Source organism: Micromonospora sp. NBC_01740, from assembly GCF_035920365.1.
Classification (GTDB): Bacteria; Actinomycetota; Actinomycetes; order Mycobacteriales; family Micromonosporaceae; genus Micromonospora; species Micromonospora reichwaldensis.
Genome location: NZ_CP109150.1, coordinates 2,484,895 through 2,507,346, shown reverse-complemented (window position 1 = coordinate 2,507,346; position 22,452 = coordinate 2,484,895). Strand labels below are relative to the sequence as shown.

Below are 22,452 nucleotides of genomic sequence, written 5' to 3'. Positions count from 1 at the left end.
CGGGCAGGCGGGAGTGGCGCGCCGGCGGGACGTCAGGTGCGGTGAACGACAGATATTGGCATGGGCCGACGGCGACGACGGACGGCGGGTATCAGCGTGCGCGAAGGGCGATGACGCGACCACATCCTGCTCGACCACGGGAGCGATGCGGACCGTCGCGGTGGCGGCCCTGTCCCGCCGGTGCGGCGTTCGCCTGCCGCACGCTGCGCGGGCAGGCGTACGCCTGGGGCACCGCCCCGATCAGCCGGCGCGCCCGTGCCGGCCGGCCGACCCGACGAACGCCCGCCAGGCGTCCGGCGCGAAGGTGAGCACGCCCCCGGCGCGGTCCTTGCTGTCCCGCACGAGCACCCGACCGGGCAGGTTGTCGGCCACCTCGACGCAGTCGCCACCGTTGTTGCTGCTGCGGGTCGCGGTGCGCCAGCGGGCGTCGGTCATGTCCATGTCGTCGCCACTTCCCCGATCAGCTCGATCGACTTGCGTCGCGGCAGCGCCTCGCCGGCGACGCTCTCCCATCTCGCGCCCAGGCTAGCAACGTCGGCACTCTCGGTCACCACCTGACCGCGAAGCTGGTTGTCCACATAGGCCGTCTCGGCGCCGTCGGGCAGGCGGATCAGCACGAACGGCCCGGCGAGCCCGGTGTGCCACGGCGTCTCGGCGGGGATCACCCGCACCTGCACGTGCTCCTGCGCGGCGATTGCCAGCAGGTGGGCCAACTGCCCGGCCATCACCGCCCGGTCCCCCACCCGCCGGCGCAGCACCACCTCGTCGATCACGGCGACGAGCTGGGGCGGGGCGTCCCGGGCCAGGATCGCCTGCCGGGCCAGCCGGCCGCCCACGATCTCGTCCACCTCGGCCGCCGGGAGCAGGCCGCCGGTCGCCAGCACCGCGCGGGCGTACCCCTCGGTCTGGAGCAGGCCCGGCACCAGCGATGGCTGGTAAGACCTGATCGAGACGGCGTCCTGCTCCAGCTCGGCCCACGGCCGGAACCACGGCAGGTCGCGGCGGCGGAACGGCTCGGGCCACAGCTCGGCGGCGTCGCGCCCGAGGACCTCGGCGACGGCGATCCGGGTCCTGGGATGCGGGATCCGCCCCGAGGCGAGCCACCGCCCCGCCGTCTTCGGGTCGACACCCACCTTCTCCGCCAGCGACTCGGCGGTCTCGCCCTTCTCGGCCATCGCCACCCGAAGTACCTCGTTCACCATCCGACCTCCCGCGCCCGCGATCACACTGGGGCGCACGGTAGCCACGCTGCGTGCCCTTGTCGTGACGCTGCCGGCGTGTCGCGGCGGGATCTGTTTCGCGCATCCGAGGTGGCCGACGACCGCCCGGAAAAGGCCCTGGACATGCCTACGCGGCTGCACCCGGACCGGGTTGCGGAACGAGTGGGGCGCAGCGGTCCGGTCCCTGCCGCCCGCACCTCGGCCGGCAGGCTGTCGAGTCAGCGCGGACGCCTCGGCGCCCCGCGACCTCCGCCGAAGCGGCGGGTCAGTGGTTCGGGGGGATGACGCGGAGGTGACCCCGGCGGCCCGTCTGGGGGGTCGAGTTGACGGTCTGGTCGTCCTCGGGCGGGCGCGGAGCCACCGGGCGGGCGGCCTCGCGGACGGCCTCGGCGAGGGCGACCAGATCGTCGGTGGTGGGCGGCGGGGGCTCGAACTCGCCCTCGTGCCGGACCACGTCCCAGCCGCGCGGCGCCGTCAGGCTCCGGGCGTGCGGTTCACAGAGGTCGTACGTGTGCGGCTCGGCGAACGCCGCCAGGGGGCCGACCACCGCTGTCGACTCGTTGTAGACATAGGTCAGCGTGGCGACCGCTTGCCGGGGGCAGCCGTTACGGGAGCAGCGCCGTGGTGACCTCACGGCGGCAGGGTATCTCCATTACCGGGTCCGGCGCACTGCTTCGCGTTGCGACACGCCCGTCACGGTGATCACAATTCGGCCGGTTGCGCACCGGCCGGCCCCCGGGCGGGCGAGCGCCACCCCGCGGATGCCGACCGCGCCGCGCCGCGCCAGCGGCGCTGCCGCAGGCCAGGTCGGTGCGGGCGCTAACCTTTCCTCATGACGAGCCCGGAACACCGCCGCCCCGGCCCCGGCCGGCGCGCCCACCGCGACCGGCACGGGCGCGGCCTGCGCGGGCGGCTGGTGCCGGCGACGGTGCCGTTGGCGCGTACGAAGGCGGAGATCTTCGACGATCTGGTGCTGGACACGGTCGAGACCCTCGAACGGCGGTTCGCCAAGGAACTGGCCGGGGTCGAGTTCGCTGTGGAGGACGTTCCGCCGGACCTCAACGTCTACGACTCCGATGTGCTGGAGGACGGCGAGGTACCGCTCGCCCGGCTGCTGCCGGGTCGCCCCGGCCGGCAGGAGGTGCCCCCGCGGATCGTGCTCTACCGCCGGCCGTTGGAGTTCCGGGCGATGGACCGCGAGGACCTCGCGGATCTCGTGCACGACGTGATCATCGAACAGGTGGCCAATCTGCTCGGGGTGGACCCCGACGAGTTGGCCTGAGCCGGGCGGCCCCCACCGCCCCGGCCCGGCAAAGCTCAGGCGACCCGCCGCTTGAGCTTGCGCCGCTCCCGCTCGGAGAGCCCGCCCCAGATCCCGAACCGCTCGTCGTGGCCGAGAGCGTATTCGAGGCATTCCGTCTTCACCTCGCAGCGCGAGCAGATCCGCTTCGCCTCGCGGGTCGAGCCGCCCTTCTCGGGAAAGAACGCCTCCGGATCGGTCTGGGAGCAAAGCGCCCGCTCCTGCCACTCCGGCGCGTTTCCGAGCAGGTCGGCCACCTCAAGCTGGCCGTCCATCAGATGCCTCCTTGTCGCGCACCGGCGTCATCGCCGCTGCAACCCCCCACGCGGAAGGCGTGCTTGTCCGTACGGTCCCGATTTGTTGCGTTCCGTGCGAACAACCCCATTCAAATTACACGCGTGTAATGCGTGCGCCGTCAAGCTGAACTTGATAATGGAGTCGTCCTCCCGACAACACTCCGGACGGCCACCCGGCCACCCGGCCTCGCAACCTGCCCTATCGATTCAGACCCCGGCCGAGTAACGCCCTCTCCGGCGAGTTGCCCGAGTTTTCTCCCGTGGCGCTTCCCCGCCGACCGCACAGGGAAGGCCGATGAGGACGCTCGGAAGTCACCCACCGCGATTCGTTGATCTTGGTGGGGCACAGGTTAACCCGAGTTGCCGCCGACCGCCCGCCGAGCCGGCAACGCCGACGGCGCTGCGCCCACGATGTGGACGCGGCGCGGCGGTGCGCCCGCGTACCCCGAATCGCGGCGGGCCACCAACACGCTGCTGTGCCGGACGGATCCGGCCGTCCCTCCACTTGCGACAGAAATCCCGCCCACCGATGGCCGCTCGTCCCACCAGGCGGTACGGGTGAGGCGGATGAGTCAGGCCGGCGGCGTGCCGCGCGATGTCCGCTATGGACGAGGGCTGCCGTACGCTGTCGTGCGCCTGCGGGCCGGTCGTCCGGCGGCCGTCGCGATGGCGATCAACTGCTCCTCGGTACGGGCCGAGCCGTTGCCGGAGCCGGCCATCCGGGAGATCGTCTCCTCCATCAGCGTGCCGCCCAGGTCGTTGCAGCCGCCCCGCAGCATCGCCGCCGTACCCTCGTCGCCGAGCTTCACCCAGGAGCACTGGATGTTGTCGATCCGGCCGTGCAGCAGCAGCCGGGCCATCGCGTGCACGACCCGGTTCTCCCGCCACGTCGGCCCCGGGCGGGCGATGCCGGCCAGGTAGATCGGCGCGTTCGTGTGCACGAACGGCAGCGCCACGAACTCGGTGAAGCCGCCCGTACGGTCCTGCAACCCGGCCAGCACCCGGAAGTGCGCGAGCCACTGCCCGGGGTGGTCCACGTGGCCGTACATCATGGTGGAGCTGGACCGGATGCCCAGCTCGTGGGCCGTGCCGACCACGTCGACCCAGGCGGCGGCCGGCAGTTTGCCCTTGGTGAGCACCCAGCGCACGTCGTCGTCGAGAATCTCGGCGGCGGTGCCCGGGATGGTGTCCAGGCCGGCCTCGCGCAGCCCGGTCAGCCACTCCCGCACCGGCACGCCGGCCTTGGCGGCGGCGGTGACGATCTCCATCGGCGAGAACGCGTGCACGTGCATCCCCGGCACCCGCGCCTTGATCGCCCGGACCAGGTCGGCGTAGACGGTCACCGGCAGCTTCGGGTCGATCCCGCCCTGGAGGCATACCTCGCTGGCACCGGCCGCCCACGCCTCCTCGGCCCGGTCGGCGACCTGGTCCACCGACAGCCGGTACGCGTCGGCGTCCCGCTCCCGCTGGGCGAAGGCGCAGAACCGGCACCCGACATAGCAGACGTTGCTGAAGTTGATGTTGCGGTTGACCACGTACGTCACGTCGTCGCCGACCGCCGCCCGGCGGACGTCGTCGGCGAGCCGGCACAGCTCGTCGAGCGCCGGCCCGTCGGCGGCGAACAGCGCCAGCGCGGCGTCGGCGTGCCGGGGCTCCAGCAGCGCCGCCGGGTCGTCGGCCGCCAGCCGCAACCCGGCCCGCAGGTCGCCGTCGGTCCCGCCCCCGGCCCCGGCGGTGACCTTGCCGGCCACCTCCGCCCAGTCGCCGTAGACGTGGTCGAAGTCGCCGCGCCGGTCACCGGTGCGCCCGGTGGTGTCGATGGTCGCGTGCAGGTCGGTCCGGCCGCCGTACGTCTCGTCGGGCTCCTGCCAGGGCCGGCCCACCGGTCGGGCCGCCTCGACGGCCAGCCCGGTCGCCGGATCGGCCAGCGCGCCGACGTGCGGCAACAGGCGCGGATCCAGCCACGGATCGCCGGCCCGTACGTACTCGGGGTAGATCGTCAGCCGCTCGCGCAGGGTGAAGCCGGACTTCTCCGTGTGCCGGGCCAGCTCGTCGATCTGCGGCCAGGGACGCTCCGGGTTGACGTGGTCCGGGGTCAGCGGGGAGACCCCGCCCCAGTCGTCGATGCCGGCGCGCAGCAGCAGGTCGTACTCGCCCGCGATGAGGTTCGGCGGGGCCTGGATCCGGGCCTTCGGCCCGAGCAGCACCCGGGCCACCGCCACCGTGGCGGCCAGATCGCGCAGTTCGGCGTCGGGCATCCCGCGCATCGCCGTGTCCGGCTTCGCGCGGAAGTTCTGCACGATCACCTCCTGGAGGTGGCCGTACTCGCGGTGCGCCCGGCGGATCGCGAAGATCGCGTCGACCCGCTCGGCGGGCGTCTCGCCGATGCCGATCAGGATGCCGGTGGTGAACGGCACGCCGACCCGGCCCGCGTCGTCGAGCACTCGCAGCCGTACCGCCGGCTCCTTGTCCGGCGAGCCGAAGTGCGGGCCGCCCGGCTCCGACCACAGCCGCGTCGCCGTGGTCTCCAGCATCATCCCCATGCTGGGCGCGACGGGCTTGAGCCGCTGCAACTCCGACCAGGAGAGCACGCCCGGGTTCAGGTGCGGCAGCAGCCCGGTCTCCTCCAGCACCGCCACCGCGCAGGCGCGCAGGTAGTCCAGGGTGGAGTCGTAGCCGCGCTCGTCCAGCCACTGCCGGGCCGCCGGCCAGCGCTCCTCCGGCCGGTCGCCGAGCGTGAACAGGGCCTCCTTGCAGCCCTGCGCCGCGCCCGCCCGCGCGATGGCGAGGACCTCGTCCCGGTCGAGGAAGGCCGCCGGCAGCCGGTGCGGCACGGTCGCGAAGGTGCAGTAGTGGCACCGGTCCCGGCACAGCCGGGTGAGAGGAATGAAGACCTTCTTCGAGTACGTGACCACGCCCGGCCGCCCGGCCTCGCGCAGCCCGGCGTCGCGCACGGCGCCCGCCACGTCGAGCAGTTCGTCCAGCGCCCCGCCCCGGGCGGCCAGCAGCGCGGCGGCCTCGTCGACGTCGAGCGCCCGCCCGCTCGCGGCCCGGTGCAGTGCCCGCCGCACGCTCGCATCGGTCGGGCCGGGCACGGTGCGATCAACCATCCGCCCAGCCTAGGCGCTCATCCGCCCCATCCCACCTCACCCTCCCGGCCCACACGGTGACCCAGCGCACCCCACCCCCCACGCCACTCCCACGCCGACCCCGGCTCCCACTCCCCCTCGCGCCTCCGGGGCGGCCTCCGGGACGGCTGCCGGGCGCGCCTTCGGGACGGCTGCCGGGCGCGGCTCCGGGGCGGCTGCCGGGCGCGGCTCCGGGGCGGCCCCGGGGCGTTGATCAAGAGGTTTTGGCCCCAGCGAGCACCCTTTGCAGGCCAAAACCTCTTGATCAACGGCCTGGGGCGGGGCAGTTGGGTGGGGCGGGGCAGTTGGGTGGGCCGGGCAGTGGAGGTCAGGCAGGGGCAGTGGGGGTGGGCAGGGGCAGTGGGGGTCGGCGGGGGCAGTTGAGGTGGGACGGGGGCGGTTGAGGTGGGACGGGGGCAGTGGGGGCAGGACGGCGAGCGCCCCGCACGGGGAGCCGTGCGGGGCGCTCGGGTGGGGCGGGGTCGCGGTCAGCGCGGGGCGTCGGGGCTCTCGCCGGGGTTGATGCGCTGGGTCCGGTCGGTCTCGTCGGCGGCGGGACGCGGAATCGCCTGGGTGGGCTCCGCCGGCTCGACGGGCTGGCGCGGGATCGCCTGGGTCGGGTCGGCCGAGGGCGGCTGGCCGAACGGCGGGGCACTCTGCGGCTGGCCGAACGGGGGCGCGGACTGCGGGGCGGGAGCGGCCGGGGGCGCGGACTGCGGGGCGAACGGCGAGCCCGGCTGCGGGCCGCCGGCGTACGGCGCGGGCTGCTGACCGTACGGGGCGCCGTAGGGGCCCGGCGCCTGCCAGCCGCCCTGCTGACCGGGAACCTGCTGACCCGGGACCTGCTGACCGGGAACCTGCTGACCCGGGACCTGCTGGCCGGGGACCTGCTGACCCGGGACGGGGTAGCCGCCCTGCTGCTGGGGCCAGCCGGGCTGCGGCTGGCCGTACACGCCGGGCTGCGGCTTCGGCTTCGGCACGTGGTAGAGGGTGCGCCAGACCTTGAACACGACGTACGCGGCGACGGCGAACAGCGCCAGCCAGGCCACGCGGCTCAGCAGGCCCAGGAAGGCGTCGAGGATCTCGCCCTCGGCCAGCCGGTCGACCGTCCAGAAGAGGAAGGTCAGCCCGCCGAACAGCGCGCTGAAGGCGTACTCGCCCAGGGCGACCTGGGTGATCAGCTTCGCCTTCGGCACCGGGGGCTTCACGTGCGTGGCGAGCAGCACGGCCAGCAGCGGCAGGAACACCGACTCCACGCCGACGAAGGCGAAGAAGGCGCTGCCCGCCCGGCCCCCGATCGTGCTGTACTCGGTGGGCGTCACCAGCCGGATCAGGCCGACGAAGAGGAACACGGCGTTCGCGCCGAGGAGCACGAACGCGGCGAGTTCACGCAGCGGCTTGGTCAGTTGGCTGGCCTGCGTCGCGTCGGTGGACGCGGGCTCGGCGGGGCTGGTCACGGGATCCCCCTCGGGGCGAATGCGGACAGTTGCCGACGTGAGCCTAGTCTCCCGGCCCACACGCGGACCGGAGGCGGCCCGTACGCGAGGATGGGCGCATGCGCATCGTGGTTCTGACGGGCGGCATCGGAGGTGCTCGCTTCCTGGTCGGCGTACGTGCGTACGCCCGGGAGGTCGGCGCCGAGGTGACCGCCGTGGTCAACGTCGGCGACGATCTGCTCCTGCACGGGCTCAAGGTCTGCCCCGACCTGGACAGCGTGATGTACACGCTGGGTGGCGGCGCGGATCCGGAGCGGGGCTGGGGGCGCGTCGGCGAGAGCTGGACGGTCAAGCAGGAACTGGCCGCGTACGGCGCCGAGCCGAGCTGGTTCGGGCTCGGCGACAAGGACATCGCCACCCACCTGGTGCGGACCACGATGATCAACGCCGGCTACCCGCTGCACGCCGTCACCGAGGCGCTCGCCGCCCGCTGGCAGCCGGGCGTACGCATGCTGCCGGCGACCGACGACCGGCTCGAGACGCACGTGGTGGTGGAGCTCGACGGCGGCCAGCGGGCGATCCACTTCCAGGAGTGGTGGGTACGCCACCGCGGCGACGTCCCCACCCACAGGTTCGTCTTCGTCGGCGCGGAGGCCGCCCGGCCGGCGCCCGGCGTGCTGGAGGCCGTCGCCGGGGCCGACGTGGTGCTGATCGCGCCGAGCAACCCGGTCGTGAGCGTCGCCCCGATCCTGGCCGTGCCCGGGCTGCGCGAGGCGGTCGCTGACGGCCCCGCGCCGGTGGTCGGCGTGTCGCCGATCATCGGCGGCGCGCCGGTGCGCGGCATGGCCGACCGCTGCCTGGCGGTGCTCGGGGTGGAGTGCAGCGCGGCCGGCGTGGGCCGGCTCTACGGCGGCCGGTCGGCCGGCGGGCTGCTCGACGGCTGGCTGGTCGCCGAGGAGGACGCCGGCGCGGTGGTGCCGGAGGTGACGGTCCGCGCGGCACCGCTGCGGATGACCGACGAGGCGGCGACGGCGGCCATGGTCCGCGCCGCGCTGGAGCTGACGTGAGGCTTGAGATCCTGCCGGTGCCGGGCATCGGCCACGTGTCCGAGGGCGACGACCTGGCGGGCCTGATCGCCACCGCCGCGCCCTGGCTGCGCGACGGCGACGTGCTGGTCGTGACCAGCAAGATCGTCTCGAAGGCGGAGGGGCGCCTCGTCGACGTCCCGGCGGACGGGCCCGAGCGGCTCGCCGCGCGGGACGAGGTGCTGGCCGCCGAGACGGCGCGGGTGGTGGCCACCCGGGGCGCGACCCGGATCGTGCAGACCCACCACGGCTTCGTGATGGCGTCGGCCGGCATCGACGCCTCGAACGTCGACAAGACCCGGCTGGTGCTGCTCCCCGAGGACCCGGACGCCTCCGCCCGGGCGCTGCGCGCCGCCCTGCGCGAGCGCCACGGCGTGGACGTCGCGGTGATCGTCAGCGACACGATGGGCCGGCCCTGGCGCAACGGGCTCACCGACGTGGCGCTCGGTGTCGCCGGGATGGACGCGATCCGCGACCACCGGGGCGAGGTCGACCCGTACGGCAACGAGCTCCAGCTCACCCAGATGGCGGTGGTGGACGAGCTGGCCGGCGCGGGCGAGCTGATCAAGGGCAAGTGTGACCAGATGCCCGTCGCGGTGGTGCGCGGCTACCTCACCGCGCCCCAGCCCGACGACGGCGTCGGCGCGTCGGCGCTGGTCCGGGACGCGTCGATGGACCTCTTCTCGCTGGGCACCGCCGAGGCGAGGGCCGCCGGGCTGGCCGCCGCCGCCACCCTGGCGGACGGCCCCAACCCGAGCCCGCCCGACCCGGAGGCCGTACGCCGGGCGATCGGCACGGTCGCGGGCGTGGTCGCCCCCGGCACGGTCTTCAGCCTGGTCTCCGACGAGGAGGCCCACGCCGGGCTGACCTCCCGGGTGCCCGGCTGGCCGGCGGACGCGACGACGCTGGTGCTCGGCTCCCCGGCCACCCCGGCCGGCCCGGTCGACCTGGTCCGCTTCGGCGCCGACCTGCAACGCCTCCGCGCCGCCCTGGCGGCCGAGGGCGTCGCCTCCCTGCTGCTCCCCCCGCCCCCGGGCACCACCGCCAGCGCCGCGCTCGCCCTCTGACGGCGCCCGGGCGGGCAGGGGCACAATCACCAGCCGTCCCTCGCCCGGGACCCGGCTGACGGCACCCGGGCGCGCTCAGGAGTTGAGCATCGCCCGCCCCAACGGGGTCAGAGTGTGCAGGACGGTGTTGCGGTCGCGCTGGCTGACCAGGAGGCCGGCGTTGCGCAGCACGGTGGTGTGCTGGCTCGCGGCGGCGGCCGAGATGTTGAGCCGGCGGGCCACCTCGCCGGTGGTGCAGCCGTCGTCGCTGGCCGCCAGCACTGCGGCCCGGGTCCGGCCGAGCAGCGCGGCCAGCGCCTCCCGACCCGGATCCGACGCACCGGGGCCGCCGCCCTCGCCGGGGGCCGGCAGCAGGCCGCCGAGCCGGTCCACCGGATAGACGAGGACCGGGGGCAGCGCCGGATCGAGCAGGGCGACCGGCGTGGCCGCGCAGAAGAACGACGGCACCAGCAGCAGGCCGCGCCCGCCCAGGTGCAGCTCCCGGCTGTGCGGGTAGTCGCGGATCTCCAGCATGCCGGCCTCCCAGCGCATGGCGGGCCGCATGCTGGCCAGCAGCCCCTCCACCCCGCCGTCGAGCAGGGCGCGGGCCCGCCGCGACCGGTCGGCCTCCACCGCGGCCTGGATCCGGGTCCAGTACGGGTCGATCGCCAGGCCCCGGTAGCGCTCCATCGCGCCGGTCAGACCGCGCAGGATGTCCGGCTCCCCCCGGGCCAGCGCCCCGGCGCCGACGGGCAGGGCACTGTTGGCGGCGAGCAGCGCCAGGTCGCGTTGCAGCAGGGCCGTGGGGGTGCTGCGGACCGCCTCCATGCCGGCGTCGAACCCCGAAACGCTCTCGTACGGGGTGAGGAAGTCGGGAAAGTAGCCGCGGGGCGGGTTGAGCGTCAGCAGGAGGCGCAGTCCCGCCGAGTCACTGACCTCGCGCAGCCCTCGCGTGACGCTACGCCGCCAGCCCGCCAGCAGCGGATCCCGGCCACGGCCGGGCAGCAGGTGCAGGCTGAGAACCAGCTCCCACACCGGATCCGCCGCCGGAGCCACCCGGGTCCGGAGGATGTCCTCGGCGGAAAAGTAGATCTTCAGCATGGACGGCTCCCGCGTCGCCCGGCAGAGGGGATGCCTGGCAACCGTTTGCACTGTACCTGGCCGGCACTTATCTCCGTCTTTAAGCGTGGACTGAAAGACCTCGACGCCTCCGGGGGCCGTTCGGCATGCTCTCACTGCCCGTACACGGGGGCGGGCACGTCACCCGACGCGCCTGGAAACGGGCACCCGGGGGACGGGGAGAGACCGGCGACCGGGCGGCACCACGAGGGTCTGCGGCCGTGTTCCGCGGAGGTGTCGTCCGGCCGCCGGTCCACCACAGCTCAGGCGACCCAGAGCGCCACCCGATGGTCCTCGTCGGTGACGTAGAAGCTCTGCCCGTCCCACTCGGCCACCCCCTCCACGTGGTGGAACGGCGCCAGGTCGGCCACCAGCTCGCCGGGGACCAGGTGCTTGTCGCCCAGTGCGGGAAACCGCACGTGCCGGGAGGTGACCTCGCCGCCGGTCGGATGGTCGTCGAGCAGCACCGAGCCCTTGCCCAGCGCGTCGATCGACCCGACGATCGCCGCGTAGCCGCCATCCTCCGTGGGCGTGATCGCCCGGAAGCCGGCCAGCGCGCCGGGCGGCGTCACTCCCGTCAGGACGTACGCCCCCGCCGCCCGCGGCCAGCTCGGCGCCGGGTCGAACATCTCCGGCACACCGGTCAGCTCGACCAGGATCGGCTCGCCGTCGGCGGTGACCGGGAACCGCAGTCCGAGCAGGACCCCGCCGGCCGGCGTGAAGGCCGCCGCCTCCACGTTCAGCGGCAGGTCGTCGGGGACGAGCCGGCTGACCCAGCCCTTCGACCGGGCGGTGCCCCGGGCGACGGTCTCCCCGATGAACCGGGCCCGCACCCGCTCGCCCGGCGGCAGCGGGGTGAACGCCGCCGCGAGCAGGGCGTCGTTGACCGCCCGGTGCAGCCGGAACCGGTTGCGCACCACCTGCACCGGCAGGGTGCCCGCCGCCGCGTCGTCCTCGCGGAACCGGGCCACGAAGGCGCGTCGCGGGCGCAGCGGTCCCGCTTTCGAACCGAAGTGGGACCCGAAGACGTACACCCAGCCGTCGTGGTGGGCGAGCGCCTCGCCGTCCTCCGTGCGGCCGTTCTCGGCCCCGGCGTCGGCGGCCACGTGGTGGGCGACCCAGCGGCCGTCGTCCAGCTCCAGCAGCAGGGCCAGGCAGTGCTCCACCGGCCCCTCGTCGAGCACGGTCCAGAAGCCCCGCCGGGCACCGTGCGCCCGCAGCAGCGGCACGGAGCGCACCGGCAGCAGGTCGCTGGCCTCGTTGCCGGCCACGACGAACTCCAACAGTCGCAGGGTCACCGGGCCAGGGTACGAAGCGTCGGCTCGTACAGTGTCGACATGGCCGACTTCCCCACCGCCGCCTCCCGACCGACGGACGCGGAGCCGCACGCGGCCGCGCCCGCCGAGACGGACGAGGCGCGGCACGCCGAGGTGTACGCGGCGCTGCACGCCGACGCCGTCGCGACGCTGAGCCGGTGGGAGCCGACCGGCCCGGCCGCCGCCGAGGCCCGCGACCGGACGGTCGCGCTGCTGGCCGCCGGGCCGGTGGCGATGAGCCGGGCGCACCGGCCCGGGCACGTCACGGCGAGCGCGCTGGTGCTCGACGCCACCGGGTCGCGGGTGCTGCTCTGCCTGCACGGCAAGTTCCGGCGGTGGGTGCAACTCGGCGGCCACTGCGAGCCGGCCGACCGGACCCTCGCCGCCGCCGCCCTGCGCGAGGCCGGCGAGGAGTCCGGCATCGCCGGCCTGCTGATCGACCCCGTCCCGATCGACGTCGACATCCACCCGGTGAGCTGCCAGGGCGGCTCGCTGCATTACGACGTGCGCTTCGCCGTGCTCGCCCCGCCCGGGGCCGTGGAGCGGGTCAGCGAGGAGTCCGAGGCGCTGGGCTGGTTCCCGCCGGACCGGCTGCCGGAGCCGCTGGCCGGCGGGACGGCGCACCTGGTCGCCCCGGCCCTGGCGACGCTCAGACGAGCCCCTCTTCGCCCCGTTCCTTGAGCTCGTCGACGACCTTCTTCACGTCCTGCGCCCGGTCGCGGGGGCAGACCAGCAGCGCGTCCGGGGTGTCGACGATGACCAGGTCGCGCACGCCGACGGCGGCCACCAGCCGCCCGGAGTGGGGCACCACCACCAGTCCGGCGCTGTCCCGCAGCAGCACCCCCGGCTTGGCGTCGGCGCCGAGCACCACGTTGCCGTCCGCGTCGGCGGGCAGTACCTCGCCCAGGGTGTGGAAGTCACCGACGTCGTTCCAGCCGAAGTCGCCCGGCACGGTCGCCACCCGGCCGGCGGTCGCCGCGCCCTCCATCACCGCGTAGTCGACGGAGATCTTCGGCAGCGTCGGCCAGACCGTGCCGAGCACGTCGTCCTGCTCCTCGGTGCCCCACGCCTCGGCGATCGCGACGATCCCGGCGTGCAGGGCGGGCTGCTGGCGAGCCAGCTCGGCGAGGAACACGTCGACCCGCCACACGAACATGCTGGCGTTCCAGAGGTGCCGCCCAGAGCGCAGGTACGCCTCGGCGACCTCGGCGCTCGGCTTCTCCTTGAACTCGGCCACCGGCCGCAGCGGGCCACCGTCGACCGGGTCGCCGGTCTGGAGGTAGCCGTAGCCGGTCTCGGCCCGGGTCGGGGTGATGCCGACCGTCATCAGCAGGCCCTGCTCGGCGCCGCGTACCGCCTCCCGGACGACCTCCCGCCAGCGCTCCGGGTCACCGATCAGGTGGTCGGCGGCGAAGGAGCCCATCACCGCCTCCGGGTCGCGCCGCGCGATGACCGCGGCGGCCAGGGCGATCGCCGCGCACGAGTCCCGGGGCGAGGGCTCGACCAGGATGTTCTCCTCCGGCAGCCCGGCGAGCTGGCGCGCCACCGCCGTCACGTGCGCGGTCCCGGTGACCACCAGGGTGCGTTCGGCGGTGGTCAGCGGACCCAGCCGATCCACCGTCGCCTGGAGCAGCGAGGCGGCGGAGCCGGTCAGCGGGTGGAGGAACTTGGGATGGCCGGCGCGGGACAGTGGCCACAATCTCGTGCCACTGCCACCCGCCGGGATCACGGCGTAGATCACCCGCACATCATGCCCGATTCGCCTGACCGGGGACGCATTCTCGCGCCGCCGGCCACGGCGGTCAGGCCCGGGCCCGGCTCCAGGCGGCGATGTGCACCTCGGCGCTGGACTCCCAGGTGAACTCCTTGGCCCGGTCGAACCCGGCCTTGGCCAGGGACAACCGCCGCTGCTCGTCGTCGAGCAACGCGGCCAGGTCCGTGGCGATCTGGTCGGGCGCCTCGCTGGTGTACGCGACCGCGTCGCCGCCCACCTCCGGCAGCGACAGCCGGGGCGTGGTGAGCACCGGGGCGGCGCACGCCATCGCCTCCAGGATCGGCAGGCCGAAACCCTCCCCGTAGGACGGGTAGGCGGCCACCAGCGCCCCGCCGAGGAAGCCGGGCAGGTCCGCGTAGCGGAGATAGCCGGGACGGAGCAGCCGCAGGTGCGACGGGACCTCCGCCACCGCACGGTCGATGTCGTCGTCGTGCCCCTGGCCCCCGGCGATCACCAGGGCCGGCGGATCCGCCCGGTCGGCCACCGCGCGGGCCCAGCCGCGGATCAGGTTCGGCACGTTCTTGCGCGGCTCCTTGGCCCCGAGGAAGGCCACGTAGTTGGTGCCGCCGAGCCCCAGCCGGGCCCGGACCCGGGCCTTCTCCTCGTCGCCGGGCGCGTGGAAGGCAGCGTGGTCGACGCCGTGGTAGGCCACGTCGATCCGGGTGGGGTCCGCGTCGAGCAGCCGGATCAGCTCGTCCCGGGTGGCCTTGCTCGGCACGATCACCCGGTTGGCGCGGCGCAGCGAGGTCTTGATCGCGCTGCGGAAGAAGGTGCGCCGCGACTTGTCGTAGTGCTCCGGCTCGGTGAAGAACGTCGCGTCGTGCACGGTCACCGTGACGGGGCAGCCGGCGCGCAGCGGGCAGGTGTAGAAGGGCGAGTGCAGCACCTGCGCGCCCACCTGCTGGGCGAGCAGCGGCAGGCCGGTCTGCTCCCAGGCGAGCCGGGCGGGGCGGTGCGCGACGGCCGCCGGGGCCGGGACGATCTCCGCACCGGGCAGCATCCGGGTGTAGCGCTCCAGGTCGGTACGCAGGCAGACGACGGCCAAGTCCACCCCCGATCCGCACACCTTGCCGAGGGCCCCGAGCAGGCCGTCGACGTATCGACCGACACCACCACGGTCGACGGGGACACTCGTGGCGTCGATGAGCACGCGGGGCGGGCGGCCGGCGGTCACGGGGCGACTCCTTGAACTGACGGAACTGTGGGGAACAACACTCCGGCAAGCCTACGCCGGAGCCCGGCGCGGACGCTGACTGCGACCCGACGGTACGCCGACTTCTCGCTGTCATCGAGTACGGCCGCCGGGCGCGTATCGTTCGCGCCGATGGCCGACAACATTGCCCGGGTCTTCGCCGACGCGATCGCGACCGACCCGACCCGACCGCTGCTGACCTGGTACGACGACGCCACAGGCGAACGGACCGAGCTCTCCGGGGCCACGCTGGCGAACTGGGTGGCCAAGACGGCCAACCTGCTCGTCGACGAGGTGGCCGTGGGCCCCGGCGACGTCGCCGGGGTGTTGCTGCCCCCGCACTGGCAGACCGCCGCGGTGCTGCTCGGCTGCTGGTCGGCGGGGCTGACCGTCGCCGACACGCCGGGCGACGTGGACGTGCTCTTCACCGCCGCGACCCGGGTGGCCGAGGCGGACGCCTGGTCGGCGGGCGAGCGGTACGTCCTCGCCCTCGACCCGTTCGCCCTGCCGATGCGCCAGGTGCCGCCCGGCTTCGCCGACTACGTGTCGGAGGTACGCGCCCACGGCGACCACTTCAGCCCGTACGCCCCCGGCGGCCCGGGCGAGGCGGCGCTGCTGGGCCGCGCGACCGCCCGCGCCACGGAACTGGGCATCGCGTCCGGCGACCGGGTCCTGATCGACACGGGGAGGTATCCCGATCCGGTCGACTGGCTGCTCGCCCCGCTGACCGCCACCGCCACCACGGTCCTCTGCGCCAACCTCGACCCGTCCACCCTCCCCACCCGCACCACCACGGAACGGGTGACCCGCCCTCTCCCCTGACGCCCCACCCCTCCCACCCACACCCAGCCCGCCCCACCCCACCTCGGCCGCCCCGTCCCACCTCGGCGTCGATCATGGAGTTGTGGTGGACGGAAGACGTCGTTACGCCTCTTTCGCGGGGCACCACAACTGCATGATCGACGCCCGCCGGCGCAGTGATGCGCGGCCGGGGCAGCGACGCGCGGCCGGGGCGGCGAACGCGCGGCCGGGGCGGGAGCGGGATGGAGTGCGGGTCAGGGGCGGGGGGTGCGGGTCTGGGCGAGGGTGGCGAAGGCCGTGAGGGACTCCGGGTTGGCCAGGGCGCCCCTGGCCGCCGCCGAGTCCACCGGGGTGCCCGTGAGGATCTTCTTCACCGGCACCTCCAGCTTCTTCGCCGACAGGGTGCGCGGCACGGCCCGTACCTGGTGGATCTCGTCCGGGACGTGCCGGGGCGACAGCGCCGTACGCAGCTCGCGGCAGATCTTCTTCCGCATCGCGTCGTCCAGCTCCAGGCCCTCGGCGAGCACCACGAACAGCAGCAGCTCACCGGCGCCGCCCTCGTCGTCCTCCAGGTGCACGACCACCGAGTCGACGACCTCGTCGAGCCCCTCGACCACGGAATAGAACTCGGCGGTGCCGAGCCGCACGCCGCCCCGGTTGAGGGTGGCGTCGGAACGGCCCGTGATCACACAGCCGCCCCGGTCGTTGATGGTGATCCAGTCGCCGTGCCGCCAGACGCCCGGGTACAGGTCGAAGTACGCCTCCCGGTAGCGGGTGCCGTCCGCGTCGTTCCAGAAGCCGACCGGCATGCTCGGCATGGGCTCGGTGATCACCAGCTCGCCCAGCTCACCGACGACCGGCGTGCCGTCGGCCGAACGGGCCTCCACCTTGGCGCCGAGCGCCCGGCAGGTGATCTCACCGGCGTGCACCGCCAGCAGCGGCACGCCGCCGACGAAGCCCGTGCAGACGTCCGTGCCGCCCGAGAGCGACTGGAGTTGGAGGTCGTCGCCGACCGTCTCGTACACCCAGGTGAAGCCCTCGGCGGGCAGCGGCGCGCCGGTCGAGCCGACCCCGCGCAGCGCGGAGAGGTCGGCGGTCTCCTTCGGCACCAGCCCGGCCTTGCGGCAGGCCAGTAGGAACGGCGCGGACGTGCCGAGGTACGTGGTGCCGGTCTCCCCGGCCAGCCGCCACAGGGCGCCCAGGTCGGGGTGGCCCGGGTTGCCGTCGAAGAGCACGATCGCCGCGCCCACCGCCGGCCCGGAGACCAGGAAGTTCCACATCATCCAGCCGGTGGTGGTGAACCAGAAGAACCGGTCCGCCGGGCCCAGGTCGTGGTGCAGGGCGAGCATCTTCAGGTGCTCCAGCAGGATGCCGCCGTGGCCGTGCACGATCGGCTTCGGCAGCCCCGTGGTGCCGGAGGAGTAGAGCACGTAGAGCGGGTGGTCGAAGGGGACCGGCGTGAAGGTCAGCGGCTCGTCGGTGTCGGCGGCCAGCTCCGACCAGGCCAGCGCTCCCTCGAACGCGCCCGCCGGCCGGTCCGGAGCGTCGCCGGACGGCGCGGTGGCCGGATCCCCGGCCGGGTCGAGGTAGGCGATGCCGACGGTGTGCTTCACCGACGGCAGGGCGGCCCGGATCGCGGCCACCTCGCCGCGCCGGTCGACCGGCTTGTCGCCGTAGCGGTAGCCGTCCACCGCGACGAGGATCTTCGGCTCGATCTGCTGCCACCGGTCGGTGACGCTGCGGGTGCCGAACTCCGGCGCGCAGGAGGAGAAGATCGCGCCCAGGCTGCTGGTGGCGAGCAGCAGCACGTACGTCTCGGGGATGTTGGGCGCGTAGGCGGCGACCCGGTCGCCGGCGGTGACGCCGAGCCGGCGCAGCCCGGCGGCCACCCGGCGGACCTGCTCGCGCAGTTCGGCGGCGGTGAGGGTGACCGGCGCCCGGGTCTGGCCGTGCGCGATGACGACCGGGTCGTCGTCGGCCAGGCCCGGCATCCGCAGCACGTTCTCGGCGTAGTTGAGGGTGGCGCCGGGGAACCATCTGGTCCCGGGCATCTCCCGGCCGCTCAGCGTGGCGGTCGGCGGGGTGTGCGCGACCACCTCGAAGTGGTCCCAGACCGACCGCCAGAACGCGTCCAGGTCCGTGACCGACCAGCGCCACAGCTCGTCGTAGTCGGCGAAGTCCAGCCCCCGGTGCTCACGCAGCCAGCGCAGGTAGCTTCCGATCCGGGACCGCTCGCGTACGTCCGCCGGCGGCGTCCACAGCACGTCACCCACTGCTCCACCCTCCCCTGGCCCCGCACGACACTGTGAAATGGGCCGTGGCGCCATCTTGCCCTACCTCAGAGCGCCATTCTCCGCACCCGACCTCCGTCGGCGCACGTGCCGAACCCACATGCCCTACCGCCCTGCTGTGTGTGCCGCGTCAGGAAGGGCGCCTTCCTGACGCTCTCAGTAGAGAGGAAGGGGCCCTTCCTTGCACCCGGTCAGCCGGCGCGGTGGGCCTGGATGGCGCGACGGCGGGCCAGCCGGTGGGCGCGGCGGATCTCCGCCTCCCGGAACCGGCGCTCGTCCTCCGGGCCCTCCGGCAGCACCGGCCGGACCGCCCGCGGCGCGCCGCCGAGGTCGACGCCCACGAAGACGAGGTACGCCGTGGCCACCCGCACCGGCTCGTCCTCGGCCGAGTCCCACCGCTCGGCCACCACCCGGACGCCGACCTCCATCGAGGTCTGCCCCGTCCAGTTCACCTGGGCGTGCGCGTGCAGCAGGTCACCGACCCGGACGGCCTCGGTGAAGACGATCTCGTCGATGGCCGCGGTGACCGCCGTGCCGCCGCTGTGCCGGGCCGCGGCGGCCCCCGCCACGTCGTCGATGAACTTCATCAGCACCCCGCCGTGCACGGTGCCGTACAGGTTGACGTCGACCGCGGTCATGATCCGGCTCAGGGTGACCCGGGAGTAGGAGGTCGGCTTGCCGGCCGGCGCGGTGGAGGGGTGCTCGGTCATGTCGAAAACGGTACGGTGCGCGGATGCGACATCTCTGGAGCTTCCTCGCGGGGTTGGTGGTGGCGCCCGTCACGTGGGTGCTGGTCACCCTCGGGCAGGACGGGTCGGCGGGCACCGTCGACCGTTGGGTCGAGATCGGCACGTCGAACTCGGCCAATCTCATCGAGCCCGCCGTCTACCTCGCCGTCGGCGGGGTCCTGCTCGGCCTGCTCGGCACGCTGCGCACGTCACCGCTCGGCCCGCTCGTGGCCGGGCTGCTGCTCGCCACCCCGTACGTCGCGATGTTCGTCGCGCCCTTCGAGGTGCGGGACCGCATCCCGGACGGCTGGAAGGTCTTCGGCGACCCCCTGCCGCTGCACCTGCCCGTGGAGAACGGCACGCTCTTCCTGATCGGCCTGCTGCTGGTCGTGGCCACCTTCAGCGGGCAGCGCTGGCGGCGCTGGCCCCGACCGGCGGTCGAGCCGACGCCGGCGCCCGCCGAGGGGCCGGAGCGCAACGACTTCACGCTGACCGACTGGCCGCCGGCCGAGCCGACGGACCGGGACACCGCCCCGCCGAGCCTCGGCTACCCGGACCCGACGCCGACGGAGCCGCTGCCGCGCCGCACCGGCGGGGGGTCGCCGTGGTCGGCGCCGCCGCGCACCGGCAACCGGCCGGAAGAGGACACGACGACCGAGATCCGGTGACGCCCCGGCCGCACGCGCGCCGGGAGCCGGGTGAGGATGCGGGCGGGCCGGACGACCGGCCCGCCCGCCGACCGGCTCAGCCCTTCAGGAGCTGGCGGGCCATCACGATGCGCTGCACCTGGTTGGTGCCCTCGTAGATCTGCGTGATCTTGGCGTCCCGCATCATCCGCTCGACCGGGTAGTCCCGGGTGTAGCCGTAGCCGCCGAGCAGCTGCACGGCGTCGGTGGTGATCTCCATGGCCGCGTCCGAGGCGAAGCACTTGGCCGCCGCGCCGAAGTAGGTCAGGTCGGCGTCGCCCCGCTCGGACTTGCCGGCCGCTGCGTACGTCAACTGCCGGGCCGCCTCCAGCTTCATGCCCATGTCGGCGAGCATGAACTGCACGCCCTGGAACTCGGCGACCGCCTTGCCGAACTGCTTGCGCTCCTGGACGTACCCCTTGGCGTAGTCGAGCGCGCCCTGGGCGATGCCGATGGCCTGCGCGGCGATGGTGACCCGGGTGTGGTCCAGGGTCTTCATGGCGGTGCCGAAGCCGGTGCCCTCGGCGCCGATCATGCGGTCCGCGGGGATCCGGACGTTGTCCAGGTAGACCTCGCGGGTCGGCGAGCCCTTGACGCCGAGCTTCTTCTCCGGGGCGCCGAAGCTGACCCCGGCATCGGACTTCTCGACCACGAAGGCGGAGATGCCCCGGGACCGGGCGGACGGGTCCGTCACCGCGAAGACGGTGTAGAACTCCGACACCCCGGCGTTGGTGATCCAGCGCTTCACGCCGTTGAGCACCCAGTGATCGCCGTCACGCACCGCGCGGGTGGTCATCGACGCCGCGTCGCTGCCGGCCTCCGGCTCGGAGAGGCAGTACGAGAACATCGCCTCGCCCGCCGCCACCGGGGTCAGGTAGCGCCGCTTGAGCTCCTCGGAACCGGCCAGCAGCAGCGGCATGGTGCCGAGCTTGTTGACCGCCGGGATCAGCGAGGACGAGGCGCAGGCCCGCGCCACCTCCTCGATCACGATGGCCGTGGCCAGGGCGTCCGCGCCCGCACCGCCGTACTCGACGGGGACGTGCGGTGCGTGGAAGTCGGCGGCCCGCAGCGCGTCGTACGACGCCTTCGGGAACTCGCCGGTCTCGTCCGCCTCGGCGGCGTGCGGCGCCACCTTGGCCGCACAGACCTCACGGACCGCCTCCCGGATCGCCTCGTGCTCCTCGGGCAACCGGTAGACGTCGAACGACTGCTCTGCGGCCATGTCGGCCCCTCCCCTTCACCGCTATCATGCGCAGTCTGTAGCGTCTCCTGACCGCCGACGGCGCAGACTGAAGGATAGCGACCCGGTTCGGGGTCATGTTACCGCCGCGTAGCCTTGGACGTGGCGGAGCGCCGACGCCGCCCGGCGACGATGGAACAGGCAGACGTTAGAGTCCCTCCGGTGCCCGCCCAGGCGCCGCAGCAGAACGCGACGCGACGACGCGACGCCAGCGCGAGCGGAGAAGACAGGCGTGACGATCCCGTACCCCAACACCCAGCCGATGCCCGCCATCGCCGCGGTGACGCCCCCCTCCGGCGCGCAGCGACCGCGGGTGACCTTCCTGGGCACCGGCTATCTCGGCGCGACCTACGCCATCTGCTACGCGGAACTCGGCTACGAGGTCCTCGGCTTCGACGTCGACGCCGACAAGATCGCCATGCTCAACGCCGGCGAGGTGCCGATCCACGAGCCCGGGCTCGACGAGCTGCTCAAGCGCAACCTGGCGGCCGGGCGGCTGCGGTTCAGCACGGACATCTCCGAGGTGGCCGACTTCGGTGACGTGCACTTCATCTGCGTCGGCACGCCGCAGCGCGCCGACGGGATGGGCGCCGACCTGTCGTACGTCGAGGCGTCGGTCACCAGCCTGGCCCAGCACCTGACCCGCAAGGCGCTGATCGTCGGCAAGTCGACAGTGCCGGTCGGCACCGCCGAGTGGGTGGAGCAGCTGGTCAGCAAGCACAGCCCCGCCGACCTGGGCGTCGAGGTGGCGTGGAGCCCCGAGTTCCTCCAGGAGGGCTTCGCCGTCGACGACGTGCTGCGGCCCAACCGGATCGTCGTCGGCGTCAAGAGCGAGTGGGCCAACGGCATGCTCTACGCCGCCCACAAGGGCGTCTTCGACCTGGCCGCCACCGAGGACCGCGAGGTGCCCCTGGTGGTCACCGACTTCGCCACCGCCGAGCTGGTCAAGGTCGCCGCGAACGCCTTCCTCGCCACCAAGATCTCCTTCATCAACGCGATGGCCGAGGTCTGCGAGGCCTCGGGCGGCGACGTCACCCACCTCGCCCGGGCCATCGGCTTCGACCCGCGCATCGGCAACCGGTTCCTCCAGGCCGGGCTCGGCTTCGGCGGCGCCTGCCTGCCCAAGGACATCCGCGCGTTCCAGGCCCGCGCCCAGGAGCTGGGCGCCGGGGAGGCGCTGCGCTTCCTGCACGAGGTCGACCTGATCAACCTGCGCCGCCGGACCCGGGTGGTCCAGCTCGCCGCCGAGCTGCTCGGCCGCCGCTCCGGGCCCGCCGGACCGGATCTCTCCGGCACGCGCGTGGCCGTGCTCGGCGCGACCTTCAAGCCCAACACCGACGACGTACGCGACGCGCCGGCGCTCTCCGTCGCCTCGCTGCTGCGCAAGGCGGGCGCCGACGTACACGTCTACGACCCGCAGGGCATGGAGCGGGCGCGCGCCGTGGCGCCCGAGCTGGTCTACGAGCCCGGCATCAACGAGGCCGTGACCGGGGCTGACCTGGTCTGCGTACTCACCGAGTGGGCCGACTTCCGCAACGCCGACCCGGTGGCCCTCGGCGAGCTGGCCGCCGGACGCAAGGTGGTCGACGGCCGCAACTGCCTGGATTCGGCACTGTGGACGCAGGCCGGCTGGGAGTACCGCGGCATGGGCCGCCCCTGACGATCGACGACCGACGGCCGGTCGCGGAGCACGCTCCGCGACCGGCCGTTCGCCGTACGCGTGGACGATCTTTGCCCCGGACCCGCCGACAACTGTCGAAATCCGCGCCCACATTGGGCATGCTGCCAAGGTGG

The 22,452-nt window shown here is 73.9% G+C and carries 20 protein-coding genes; 7 read left to right on the top strand and 13 right to left on the bottom strand.

Features of this window, described 5'->3' with window-relative positions; translation table 11 throughout:
- Positions 1-240: 240 nt before the first annotated feature.
- The 3 genes from OG989_RS12040 to OG989_RS12030 form a co-directional block, all read right to left on the bottom strand.
- Positions 241-441 (bottom strand): DUF397 domain-containing protein, encoded by a 201-nt coding sequence (locus OG989_RS12040; RefSeq protein WP_132233542.1) that lies wholly within the window; start codon positions 439-441, stop codon positions 241-243.
- Complete coding sequence (locus tag OG989_RS12035) at positions 432-1,199, bottom strand: helix-turn-helix domain-containing protein (protein WP_327031152.1); 768 nt, start codon at positions 1,197-1,199, stop codon at positions 432-434. Before OG989_RS12035 ends, OG989_RS12040 begins: the two co-directional genes overlap by 10 nt.
- A 286-nt stretch (positions 1,200-1,485) precedes the next feature.
- Complete coding sequence (locus OG989_RS12030; protein WP_132233538.1) at positions 1,486-1,854, bottom strand: DUF3499 domain-containing protein; 369 nt, start codon at positions 1,852-1,854, stop codon at positions 1,486-1,488.
- Positions 1,855-2,052: 198 nt separating this feature from the next.
- Between OG989_RS12030 and OG989_RS12025 the strand changes: the two genes are divergently transcribed.
- Positions 2,053-2,502, top strand: coding sequence for a metallopeptidase family protein (locus OG989_RS12025; RefSeq protein ID WP_089001916.1), 450 nt, complete (start codon positions 2,053-2,055; stop codon positions 2,500-2,502).
- A gap of 35 nt (positions 2,503-2,537) precedes the next feature.
- Here the strand turns inward: OG989_RS12025 and OG989_RS12020 are convergent, their stop codons facing one another.
- From OG989_RS12020 to OG989_RS12010, 3 genes are all read right to left on the bottom strand, one after another.
- Positions 2,538-2,795: a WhiB family transcriptional regulator gene (locus tag OG989_RS12020; protein WP_088980572.1), complete on the bottom strand. Its 258-nt coding sequence runs from the start codon at positions 2,793-2,795 to the stop codon at positions 2,538-2,540.
- 623 nt (positions 2,796-3,418) lie between these two features.
- The gene (locus tag OG989_RS12015) at positions 3,419-5,926 is read right to left on the bottom strand and encodes a bifunctional FO biosynthesis protein CofGH (RefSeq protein WP_327030530.1); all 2,508 of its coding nucleotides are present in this window, start codon (positions 5,924-5,926) and stop codon (positions 3,419-3,421) included.
- A gap of 506 nt (positions 5,927-6,432) precedes the next feature.
- Positions 6,433-7,401 (bottom strand): hypothetical protein, encoded by a 969-nt coding sequence (locus OG989_RS12010; RefSeq protein ID WP_327030529.1) that lies wholly within the window; start codon positions 7,399-7,401, stop codon positions 6,433-6,435.
- Positions 7,402-7,499: 98 nt separating this feature from the next.
- On the opposite strand from OG989_RS12010, the gene cofD reads away from it, so the two are divergent.
- Positions 7,500-8,447, top strand: coding sequence for a 2-phospho-L-lactate transferase (cofD, locus tag OG989_RS12005; RefSeq protein ID WP_151456820.1), 948 nt, complete (start codon positions 7,500-7,502; stop codon positions 8,445-8,447).
- On the top strand, positions 8,444-9,532 hold the full coding sequence (locus OG989_RS12000; protein WP_327030528.1) for a coenzyme F420-0:L-glutamate ligase: 1,089 nt from the start codon (positions 8,444-8,446) through the stop codon (positions 9,530-9,532). Before cofD ends, OG989_RS12000 begins: the two co-directional genes overlap by 4 nt.
- A 75-nt stretch (positions 9,533-9,607) precedes the next feature.
- On the opposite strand, the gene OG989_RS11995 is transcribed toward OG989_RS12000, so the two are convergent.
- On the bottom strand, positions 9,608-10,612 hold the full coding sequence (locus tag OG989_RS11995; RefSeq protein ID WP_327030527.1) for an ArsR/SmtB family transcription factor: 1,005 nt from the start codon (positions 10,610-10,612) through the stop codon (positions 9,608-9,610).
- Positions 10,613-10,893: 281 nt separating this feature from the next.
- Positions 10,894-11,928, bottom strand: coding sequence for a hypothetical protein (locus OG989_RS11990; RefSeq protein ID WP_327030526.1), 1,035 nt, complete (start codon positions 11,926-11,928; stop codon positions 10,894-10,896).
- A 39-nt stretch (positions 11,929-11,967) separates the two neighbouring features.
- Here OG989_RS11990 and OG989_RS11985 point away from each other — a divergent pair, with 39 nt between their 5' ends.
- Positions 11,968-12,627: an NUDIX hydrolase gene (locus OG989_RS11985; RefSeq protein WP_151456824.1), complete on the top strand. Its 660-nt coding sequence runs from the start codon at positions 11,968-11,970 to the stop codon at positions 12,625-12,627.
- On the opposite strand, the gene OG989_RS11980 is transcribed toward OG989_RS11985, so the two are convergent.
- Both OG989_RS11980 and OG989_RS11975 read right to left on the bottom strand, forming a co-directional pair.
- The gene (locus OG989_RS11980) at positions 12,596-13,687 is read right to left on the bottom strand and encodes a mannose-1-phosphate guanylyltransferase (protein ID WP_151456825.1); all 1,092 of its coding nucleotides are present in this window, start codon (positions 13,685-13,687) and stop codon (positions 12,596-12,598) included. The two genes, OG989_RS11985 and OG989_RS11980, sit on opposite strands and share 32 nt — an antisense overlap.
- A gap of 61 nt (positions 13,688-13,748) precedes the next feature.
- Positions 13,749-14,894 (bottom strand): glycosyltransferase family 4 protein, encoded by a 1,146-nt coding sequence (locus OG989_RS11975; protein ID WP_151456826.1) that lies wholly within the window; start codon positions 14,892-14,894, stop codon positions 13,749-13,751.
- A 150-nt stretch (positions 14,895-15,044) separates the two neighbouring features.
- On the opposite strand from OG989_RS11975, the gene OG989_RS11970 reads away from it, so the two are divergent.
- Positions 15,045-15,734 carry a TIGR03089 family protein gene (locus OG989_RS11970; RefSeq protein WP_327030525.1) on the top strand — a complete coding sequence of 230 codons (690 nt, stop codon included), beginning with the start codon at positions 15,045-15,047 and terminating at the stop codon, positions 15,732-15,734.
- Positions 15,735-15,967: 233 nt separating this feature from the next.
- On the opposite strand, the gene OG989_RS11965 is transcribed toward OG989_RS11970, so the two are convergent.
- Complete coding sequence (locus OG989_RS11965; RefSeq protein ID WP_327030524.1) at positions 15,968-17,986, bottom strand: acetoacetate--CoA ligase; 2,019 nt, start codon at positions 17,984-17,986, stop codon at positions 15,968-15,970.
- Between the two features lie 209 nt (positions 17,987-18,195).
- Positions 18,196-18,714, bottom strand: a complete 519-nt coding sequence (locus OG989_RS11960; protein ID WP_132233514.1) for an acyl-CoA thioesterase — start codon at positions 18,712-18,714, stop codon at positions 18,196-18,198.
- 23 nt (positions 18,715-18,737) lie between these two features.
- On the opposite strand from OG989_RS11960, the gene OG989_RS11955 reads away from it, so the two are divergent.
- Positions 18,738-19,400 carry a hypothetical protein gene (locus tag OG989_RS11955; protein ID WP_327030523.1) on the top strand — a complete coding sequence of 221 codons (663 nt, stop codon included), beginning with the start codon at positions 18,738-18,740 and terminating at the stop codon, positions 19,398-19,400.
- Positions 19,401-19,476: 76 nt separating this feature from the next.
- Here the strand turns inward: OG989_RS11955 and OG989_RS11950 are convergent, their stop codons facing one another.
- Positions 19,477-20,640 (bottom strand): acyl-CoA dehydrogenase family protein, encoded by a 1,164-nt coding sequence (locus tag OG989_RS11950; protein WP_132233510.1) that lies wholly within the window; start codon positions 20,638-20,640, stop codon positions 19,477-19,479.
- 250 nt (positions 20,641-20,890) lie between these two features.
- Between OG989_RS11950 and OG989_RS11945 the strand changes: the two genes are divergently transcribed.
- Entirely contained in the window at positions 20,891-22,318 is a 1,428-nt protein-coding gene (locus tag OG989_RS11945) for a UDP-glucose dehydrogenase family protein (RefSeq protein ID WP_151457237.1), read from the top strand.
- Positions 22,319-22,452: the final 134 nt, after the last annotated feature.

Coding starts and splice junctions, on each gene's coding strand:
- OG989_RS12040 (WP_132233542.1), bottom strand. CDS start 441: ATGGACATGACCGACGCCCGCTGGCGCACCGCGACCCGCAGCAGCAAC.
- OG989_RS12025 (WP_089001916.1), top strand. CDS start 2,053: ATGACGAGCCCGGAACACCGCCGCCCCGGCCCCGGCCGGCGCGCCCAC.
- OG989_RS12020 (WP_088980572.1), bottom strand. CDS start 2,795: ATGGACGGCCAGCTTGAGGTGGCCGACCTGCTCGGAAACGCGCCGGAG.
- OG989_RS12015 (WP_327030530.1), bottom strand. CDS start 5,926: ATGGTTGATCGCACCGTGCCCGGCCCGACCGATGCGAGCGTGCGGCGG.
- cofD (WP_151456820.1), top strand. CDS start 7,500: ATGCGCATCGTGGTTCTGACGGGCGGCATCGGAGGTGCTCGCTTCCTG.
- OG989_RS11995 (WP_327030527.1), bottom strand. CDS start 10,612: ATGCTGAAGATCTACTTTTCCGCCGAGGACATCCTCCGGACCCGGGTG.
- OG989_RS11985 (WP_151456824.1), top strand. CDS start 11,968: ATGGCCGACTTCCCCACCGCCGCCTCCCGACCGACGGACGCGGAGCCG.
- OG989_RS11970 (WP_327030525.1), top strand. CDS start 15,045: ATGGCCGACAACATTGCCCGGGTCTTCGCCGACGCGATCGCGACCGAC.
- OG989_RS11960 (WP_132233514.1), bottom strand. CDS start 18,714: ATGACCGAGCACCCCTCCACCGCGCCGGCCGGCAAGCCGACCTCCTAC.
- OG989_RS11955 (WP_327030523.1), top strand. CDS start 18,738: ATGCGACATCTCTGGAGCTTCCTCGCGGGGTTGGTGGTGGCGCCCGTC.
- OG989_RS11950 (WP_132233510.1), bottom strand. CDS start 20,640: ATGGCCGCAGAGCAGTCGTTCGACGTCTACCGGTTGCCCGAGGAGCAC.